Below are 6,340 nucleotides of genomic sequence, written 5' to 3' on the forward strand. Positions count from 1 at the left end.
GCTTCCTTGTTGTACTGCGGCGGCCTCAGTCGGCAGCCAGAATGGTGTCCCAGTCGGCGAACGCGCGCAGGCCGCTGCGCTCGGCGGTAATGATCGAGGCGGTGTTGTCGAGCTGGCAACGGTACTGAGGCTGCAGCCCTGCCGCCTGCGCGGACACGGCCATGGCGTGTACCAGCTGGCGCGCGTGCCCGCGACCGCGGGCCTCGGGCAGGGTCAGCACGCCCATGTCGGCCAGGGCTGGATTCAGGCTCCACGGGTACATGCTTCCCGCGGCAACCAGCCGCTCGCCATCGAAGGCACCGAACACCTGCCAGTGGTCCAGCTCGACCCAGGCGGCATCGAGATCCTCTTCGCTGGCGTTGGCCTGGAACACCTCGAACGCGGCTGCGTCGGCCGGGTCGAGACGGCGGATAAGTGGTGGTGCAGGGCGCGCGGCCAGGGCCGCAAGTTCTGCGGCAGGGAAGTAGAAGACACGATCCGCACCATGCGTGCGCTGGCCGAGCTGCTGCAGGCGCTGTTGCAGCTGTGCCAGCGTCCAGTGCAGTTGCGCGTGCAGGTGCAGGCGAGCCGCCAGGGCAGGGCGCAACAGTGCGCGAGCGGGGCCCACGACCGGCTGCAGCAGCATGCCGTCCTCGCCCTCGTCGAAATCATCGCTGCACGCCAACTGCAGCTGTGGATCGTCCCGCAGCGTGCGCTGCCCGGAGAACACGCCGCGCCAGGTCGCATCGATCAACGGGGCAAACACATCATCCATGACCGGTGTCTCGCTCAGTGCCGGGGCAGGTCCACCTGCAGGCCGGCGGCCTTCCATTCGGGGTAACCGGCGGCGAGCCGCTGCGCGGTCAGTCCGGCCTCGCGCAGCATCGCCACCGCATCGTTGGACAGCACGCAGTAGGGGCCGCGGCAGTACGCGACAATGTGGACGGCACGCGGCAGTTCGTCCATCCGTGCACGCAGTTCCGTAACGGGAATGTTCAGCGCGCCGGGCAGGTGGCCCAGATCGAATTCCTCGCGCGGCCGCACATCCAGCAGCACCACGCTGCTGCGTTGTTCCAGCAGCTGCTCCACGGTCAGTCCTTCCAGCGCATCGCGGCGCTGCAGGCTGTCGTGGATCACGCCGTGCATTTCGCTGCGCTGGTGGTCGGCATAGTCGCGCAGTGCGGCCAGCAGGTTGCCCAGCGGGCCATCACCGCTGCGATAGAGGATGCGCTTGCCGTCACGGCGGGTCTGTACCAGGCCGGCACGGCGCAGCTGCTGCAGATGCTGGGAGGTATTGGCCACAGACAGGCCGGTCAGTTCGGCCAGGCGTTCCACGGCGCGCTCGCCCTGGGCGATGTGCTCCAGCAGGGCCAGGCGATGGGCATGGCCGAGCGTGCGGGCGATCTCGGCCAAGGCCTCAAGCGGTGAGGGTGGTGGCTCTGTTGCAGCGTTCATGCGCGGCACGCTAGCATCGCTCTATCATTCAAGCAAATAATTGAAGGTTTGCGATATGTCTGGCCAGGCAACATTCGTGATGGATGCGGTGGTAGTCGGCGTGGGAGCGACCGCAGTAATGGACCTGTGGGCGGTGGTGCAGCGGCGGCTGTTCGGCATTCCCTCGTTGGATTTTGCGATGGTGGGCCGTTGGCTGGGGCACCTGCCGCGCGGGCGCTTCCGCCACGACGGCATCGGCCGCGCGGCAGCGGTCAGTGGCGAGCGCGCGCTGGGCTGGACCGCGCATTACGTGATCGGGGTGGTTTTCGCGGCGTTGTTGCTGGCCGTGGCAGGGAGCGATTGGGTGCAGGCACCCACCCTGTGGCCGGCGCTGGCCTTCGGCATTCTCAGTGTTGCCGCGCCGTTCTTCATCCTGCAGCCGGGCATGGGTGCCGGCATTGCCGCTTCGAAGACCCCGGCGCCGGGCAAGGCACGCCTGCGCAGCCTGGTGGCGCACAGCGTGTTCGGCGTGGGCATGTACCTTTCCGCGCTGCTGTTGGCCGCGGTTCGTGCAGGGTGAGCGAAAATCGGTGGGGTCACCGGCAACAGGAACACCCCGGCATGGAAGCACCTGATCCCTTCGCTGATGGCATGCCGCTACCGTGGGCATGGCAGGAAACGTTGGCCGATGCGCGCATCGAGCGGCAGTCGATCGGCGTGTCGCGCGCGGATGTAGCCCGTGTGCAACGGCCGGGGCAGGCCGATGCCTTCGTGAAGTCGGAAGTGATCGACGCCTTCAGTGAGCTCGGTGATGAGATCGCGCGCCTGCGCTGGCTGCAGGAACAGGGACAACCGGTACCAACGGTAATTGCCACCGCCGAAGAAGCGGGCCGGCGCTGGTTGCTGATGAGCGCGCTGCCCGGCCGCGACCTGGCTTCGTCGCCGGAACTCGCGCCGCAGCAGCTGGTGGAACTGCTGGCCGACGCGCTGCGCGGGCTGCATGCGTTGCCGCTGGCAGCCTGTCCGTTTGACCAGCGACTGCACTTGCGACTGCAAGCCGCGCAGGCACGGGTCGAGGCGGGGTTGGTGGATGCAGATGACTTCGATGACGAACGCCTGGGCCAGAGTCCGCAGCAGGTCTTCGCTGAACTGTGCAGCACCCGGCCCGATCATGAAGACCTGGTGGTCAGCCATGGCGATGCCTGCCTGCCGAACCTGATGGTGGTCGAGGGGCGTTTCAGCGGTTTCATCGACTGTGGGCGACTGGGTGTTGCCGACCGCTACCAGGACCTGGCGCTGGCCGCGCGCAGCCTGGTCCACAACTTCGGCGACACGCGTTGGGTGGCGCCGTTGTTCCAGCGCTACGGCATGGTTGCCGACGAACGACGGCTGGCGTTCTACCGGTTGCTTGACGAATTCTTCTGAGCCCGCGCCTGGCTGGCGATGGCCGCGCAGATCAGGCCACCCACCACGCTCAGATGTTCCAGCGCGAAGAACAGGGCCAGCTGCTGTTCCGCGCCGTGCTTGGTCCAGAAGGTATGCACGACGACGATGGTCAGCAGCATGAACACTGCCAGCGCGCCGCTGCCCAGCCAGAGCAGGCGATCAAGCAGCAGGCACAGTGCGCCGCCCAGCAGCACCACGGCGCTGGCGAGGTTGAACAGCACAGGCGGTTGCAGCCCGGCGGCCTGCATTTCGGCCACGCTGTTGTCCCACGCCAGCAGCTTGGCCAGGCCCGAGGACAGGAACACCACGGCCAGCAGCAGCCGGGCGAGGAACCACAGCACGCGGCTGTCGAGCAGGGTGGCGATCATCCGTGGCATGCAGGAACTCCGGGTTGAGCGTTGGGCGGGCCGGGCAGCATCGGGCCTCAACAGCGGTTGAGGTCAAGGCTGGCTGAACGAAGCCCGATGGTGGTCGGGTTGTTGCCTTTTAATTGGACGAACGTTCGTTCACTATTCGCGCCATGAGCCGAGCCGACCGCAACGAGCAACGCATCGCGCAGATCCTGCAGGCCGCCCTGCAGTGCTTCCTCGCGAAGGGATTCCACCAGACCAGCATGCGTGACATCGCGCAGGCGGCCGGTGTCAGCCTGGGCAATCTCTACAACCACTTCCCGGGCAAGGAAGCGATCATCCTTGCCGTGGCGGTGGCTGAGAGCGAAGAGCTGGCACCGTTGCTGCAGCGACTGGCCGCGTCCGAAGGCGAGCGCGCACAGGTGCTGGCTTTCCTTCGGGACTTCCACGCACTGTGCCGGCAGCCGGAATGGGCGACGCTCGCCGTCGAAGTGCTGGCCGAGAGCGCACGCAATCCGGCCGTAGCCGAGGCATTTGCGGCCAATCGCAGGCAGTTGCAGGCGGCCCTGGCCGAAGCGCTGCAGCAGGTGGCACAGCGCGAACGCCGGCGTCCCGTGTTGGCCCCCGCATTGCAGGCGCAGGTGCTGCTGGATGCCATTGAAAGCGATGCACTGCGTCGGGGGCTGGGCGAAGCCGGTGAAGGCGATGAGGCATCGCTGGATCTTGGCCTGCTCGCGCTGCTGCTCGGGGCGCGCGCATGAGTGCCGTTGACCGGCGATTGCACGGCCTTGATCTGGCGCGCTACCTGGCCTTGGCCGGCATGGTGCTGGTCAACTTCCGCCTGGCGATGGCCGTGCCGGCAGAGGGCGCCGGATGGTTGGCAGGCTTCTTCCACTTTCTGGAAGGCAAGGCTTCGGCGACGTTCGTTACGCTGGCTGGCTTGGGCCTGGTGTTGGCCACGCAGCGGCAAGGGTGGTGGCCCGCCAGCGTGCAGACCATGAGGCGCGCGCTGTTCCTGCTGGCGCTGGGCCTGCTCAACCTGAGCCTGTTCCCGGCCGACATCCTGCACTACTACGCGGTGTATTTCGCGCTGGCCGTGGTGTGGCTGCGTGCCTCGCCGCGCGTGCTGCTGACCAGCATCGTGGCCATTGCCGCCTGTTCGTTCTGGGCGCTGCTGCACTTGAACTACAGCGAAGGCTGGAACTGGCAGACGCTGGAATATGCCGGCCTGTGGCAATGGCCGGGCGCGGCCCGCAACCTGCTGTTCAATGGCTTCCACCCGTTGATGCCGTGGCTGTGCTTCTTCCTGCTGGGGATGCTTCTGGCACGGCTTCAGTTGTCGCAGCCGCGGGTACAGCATGCATTGCTGGTGCTGGGGCTGCTGCTGATCGGGGCTGGACATGGCGTGCAGCAGCTTGCGCAGGGAACGTCCTGGCAGGTGTGGCTGGGAACGCAGCCGATGCCGCCGGGACCGGCTTATGTGCTTACGGGCGCGGGTGCGGCCTGCAGTGTCATCGCCGCCTGCCTGTGGCTGGCGCGTGTGCGACCGGGTGACTGGTTGGAGCCGTTCACCGCGGCCGGACGCATGACCCTGACCCTGTATGTGGGCCACATCCTGCTGGGCATGGGCACGCTGGAAAGCCTGGGCCTGCTCGATGGCAGCGCGTCGCTCGCATCGGTGCTGCTGTGGGCGCTGCTGTTCCTGATGCTGGCGACGGGCGCGGCCTGGCTATGGTCGTGGCAGTTCGCACGCGGCCCGCTGGAGACGGTGATGCGGCGCATCGCAGGCTAGTTCCCTGGTGGTGCTGAAGCGATGTTGTGACGGACATGTCTGTGCCGCGGCGAACGCATCTGCGATAGTGGTGGCAGGTAACACTTTCTGCTTGCATCCATGTCATTCGCTTCGGCGCAGCATCTCGGCGAAGTCCTGCAACAATCCTATGGCATCACCCCCACCGCCGTGGTGCCACGCCCGGTGGGCGCCGACGCCAATGCCAGCGTGTATCGCGTCGATGCGCGGCACGGGCAGTGGTGGTTGAAATGCCGTACCTACCAGGTCGCCCCAGCGGTGTGGGACAGCCTGCATTGGATGCGCGGCACGCTGGGTATCGATGAGATCGTCGCGCCGTGGCCGGCGTTGACCGGTGGTGCGTCTGTGCAGCGCTGGGGATTGCAGTTCACCCTGTTCCCGTATGTGGAAGGCCAGTCCGGGTTCGAGGCGGCGTTGAGCCGCACGCAGTGGAAACGGCTGGGGGAGGTGCTGCGGCGCCTGCATGGCGCGCAGTTGCCGGCGGAACTGCAGCAGGCACTGCCGATCGTACGGCTGGAAACCGCGGCGCTGGAGACCGTCGGGCAATGGTTGGCCGGCGAGGGCCTGGCGGCCGCGAAGGACGGGCTGGGCCGCGCATTCGTTTCGGTATGGGACCAGCAGCATGCGCGCATCGCGGCGCTGCATGCGCAGGCACGGGAGCTGCTAGCGGCGTTGCAGGACGCGCCGGTAGACCTGCATCTGTGCCACACCGATCTGCATGCCGGCAACCTGCTGATGGGCAATGACGGGGGCCTGCACCTGATCGATTGGGATGGTCTGTCACTGGCCCCGCGCGAGCGTGACCTGATGTTCATCGGTGCCGCTGTTGGCGGGCGCTGGGGTCGCGAGAATCCACTGGGGTTCGAGGAGGGCTACGGCAGCGACCGCGGTGATCCGCGCTGGATCGCCTGGTACCGGCACTGGCGCATTCTGCAGGACCTGATCGAGTTCCAGCAGGTGCTGCTGGGCAGTGACGGGGAGGACCGATCGCCGCAGTTGCGCCGGCAGTCACTGCACTACCTGGGGGAGCAGTTCGCACCGGGCAATGTGTTCGATGCGGCGGAGCGGGTATATCGCGCGCTGGATCAGGTTCCAGGCCGTTGCCAGGATCGCCCCGGGTAGAGTCGACTGTTAGTCGACTATCGCGCGCAGCGCGGTTTCTGCCCGCTCCGAACGAAAAGCAGTCGACTAACTGTGATCTCTCTGTACGTTGTTCATCCGGGACATCTTTGGAAAATGGTGGTTACCACACCTCTCCAGACCCCAAAGAGCCCGGATGAACCACCATAAAAATGCCCGTTTGACCGTCCATAGTCGAGCA

At 66.6% G+C, this 6,340-nt stretch carries 8 protein-coding genes; 5 read left to right on the forward strand and 3 right to left on the reverse strand.

The window, feature by feature from the left end:
- Window positions 1–25: 25 nt before the first annotated feature.
- Both AC5P5R_RS21500 and AC5P5R_RS21505 read right to left on the reverse strand, forming a co-directional pair.
- Entirely contained in the window at window positions 26–754 is a 729-nt protein-coding gene (locus AC5P5R_RS21500; protein WP_012479997.1) for a GNAT family N-acetyltransferase, read from the reverse strand.
- A 14-nt stretch (window positions 755–768) separates the two neighbouring features.
- A complete protein-coding gene (locus AC5P5R_RS21505; RefSeq protein WP_005409356.1) occupies window positions 769–1,434 on the reverse strand; it encodes an ArsR/SmtB family transcription factor in 666 nt (221 codons plus the stop codon).
- A gap of 55 nt (window positions 1,435–1,489) precedes the next feature.
- Here AC5P5R_RS21505 and AC5P5R_RS21510 point away from each other — a divergent pair, with 55 nt between their 5' ends.
- Complete coding sequence (locus AC5P5R_RS21510; RefSeq protein ID WP_065184103.1) at window positions 1,490–1,993, forward strand: DUF2938 domain-containing protein; 504 nt, start codon at window positions 1,490–1,492, stop codon at window positions 1,991–1,993.
- A 41-nt stretch (window positions 1,994–2,034) separates the two neighbouring features.
- Window positions 2,035–2,838: an APH(3')-II family aminoglycoside O-phosphotransferase gene (locus AC5P5R_RS21515; protein ID WP_062606334.1), complete on the forward strand. Its 804-nt coding sequence runs from the start codon at window positions 2,035–2,037 to the stop codon at window positions 2,836–2,838.
- On the opposite strand, the gene AC5P5R_RS21520 is transcribed toward AC5P5R_RS21515, so the two are convergent.
- A complete protein-coding gene (locus AC5P5R_RS21520) occupies window positions 2,811–3,236 on the reverse strand; it encodes a DoxX family protein (protein ID WP_060380028.1) in 426 nt (141 codons plus the stop codon). The genes AC5P5R_RS21515 and AC5P5R_RS21520 overlap by 28 nt on opposite strands.
- Before the next feature lie 143 nt (window positions 3,237–3,379).
- Here AC5P5R_RS21520 and AC5P5R_RS21525 point away from each other — a divergent pair, with 143 nt between their 5' ends.
- From AC5P5R_RS21525 to AC5P5R_RS21535, 3 genes are all read left to right on the forward strand, one after another.
- Window positions 3,380–3,970: a TetR/AcrR family transcriptional regulator gene (locus AC5P5R_RS21525; RefSeq protein ID WP_060380029.1), complete on the forward strand. Its 591-nt coding sequence runs from the start codon at window positions 3,380–3,382 to the stop codon at window positions 3,968–3,970.
- Window positions 3,967–5,001, forward strand: a complete 1,035-nt coding sequence (locus AC5P5R_RS21530) for a DUF418 domain-containing protein (RefSeq protein WP_005409361.1) — start codon at window positions 3,967–3,969, stop codon at window positions 4,999–5,001. Before AC5P5R_RS21525 ends, AC5P5R_RS21530 begins: the two co-directional genes overlap by 4 nt.
- A gap of 99 nt (window positions 5,002–5,100) precedes the next feature.
- A complete protein-coding gene (locus tag AC5P5R_RS21535; protein WP_005413140.1) occupies window positions 5,101–6,141 on the forward strand; it encodes an aminoglycoside phosphotransferase family protein in 1,041 nt (346 codons plus the stop codon).
- Window positions 6,142–6,340: the final 199 nt, after the last annotated feature.

It is taken from the genome of Stenotrophomonas sp. YJH_SMC_19, from assembly GCF_059367915.1.

Coding starts and splice junctions, on each gene's coding strand:
- AC5P5R_RS21520 (WP_060380028.1), bottom strand. CDS start 3,236: ATGCCACGGATGATCGCCACCCTGCTCGACAGCCGCGTGCTGTGGTTC.
- AC5P5R_RS21530 (WP_005409361.1), top strand. CDS start 3,967: ATGAGTGCCGTTGACCGGCGATTGCACGGCCTTGATCTGGCGCGCTAC.
- AC5P5R_RS21525 (WP_060380029.1), top strand. CDS start 3,380: ATGAGCCGAGCCGACCGCAACGAGCAACGCATCGCGCAGATCCTGCAG.
- AC5P5R_RS21510 (WP_065184103.1), top strand. CDS start 1,490: ATGTCTGGCCAGGCAACATTCGTGATGGATGCGGTGGTAGTCGGCGTG.
- AC5P5R_RS21500 (WP_012479997.1), bottom strand. CDS start 754: ATGGATGATGTGTTTGCCCCGTTGATCGATGCGACCTGGCGCGGCGTG.
- AC5P5R_RS21505 (WP_005409356.1), bottom strand. CDS start 1,434: ATGAACGCTGCAACAGAGCCACCACCCTCACCGCTTGAGGCCTTGGCC.
- AC5P5R_RS21535 (WP_005413140.1), top strand. CDS start 5,101: ATGTCATTCGCTTCGGCGCAGCATCTCGGCGAAGTCCTGCAACAATCC.
- AC5P5R_RS21515 (WP_062606334.1), top strand. CDS start 2,035: ATGGAAGCACCTGATCCCTTCGCTGATGGCATGCCGCTACCGTGGGCA.